This is a genomic window from Psychrobacter sp. 1U2 (assembly GCF_051847575.1).
In genome coordinates, this window is the sequence record NZ_JBPYDC010001662.1 from 1 (window position 1) to 547 (window position 547).

The following is a 547-nucleotide window of genomic DNA, read 5'->3' on the forward strand; positions in this document are numbered from 1 at the left end:
GCTCAACGCGATCGCCAATCGTTGCTGGTCCATTGTTGACAGTTACTCGTCCTGATTTAATGACTTCTTCCATCTGACGACGTGAGCCAAGTCCCATACGGGCGAGGGCTTTTTGCAGTTTTTCATCTTTCATAATCGTGTCCTTGAGTCGGTTAAGTTACATTTCGCAATGTATCAACATCATTGAGTGAGTTTTAACGTGTATTCTACGCTATTTTAAAATATTTAGTGCATAAATTGCTTTATCCTTCATTTTTTAGGTGTTTTTGTATGTTTCAGGTTATCAAGAGACGCTAGATGTTAATAATCATTCATACCTTAAATGTTGCGTTCATATTTTACTGGTGAGATTTTACAGGTTATTTTCTGTTGTTTGAACCGTTAAAAGTGTTATTAACACCGTTCATGCTATTAATAGATATTTCTATTTCTCTTAAGTTATGTCGGTTGTTATTATATGAGTTGTAAGAAAAGAAACCTTTAATGTCGGAAATCCCACATTAAGTGAGTATTCTTCCATTACAAAAGTTTATAGAATATTGCGTTG

The 547-nt window shown here is 34.6% G+C and carries 1 protein-coding gene; it reads right to left on the minus strand.

All coding sequences use genetic code 11. From position 1 onward, the window contains the following. On the minus strand, positions 1-133 hold a 133-nt coding region (locus ACS8FD_RS23750), incomplete at its 3' end, for a S4 domain-containing protein (RefSeq protein ID WP_439277657.1). Between the last annotated feature and the right edge of the window lie 414 nt (positions 134-547).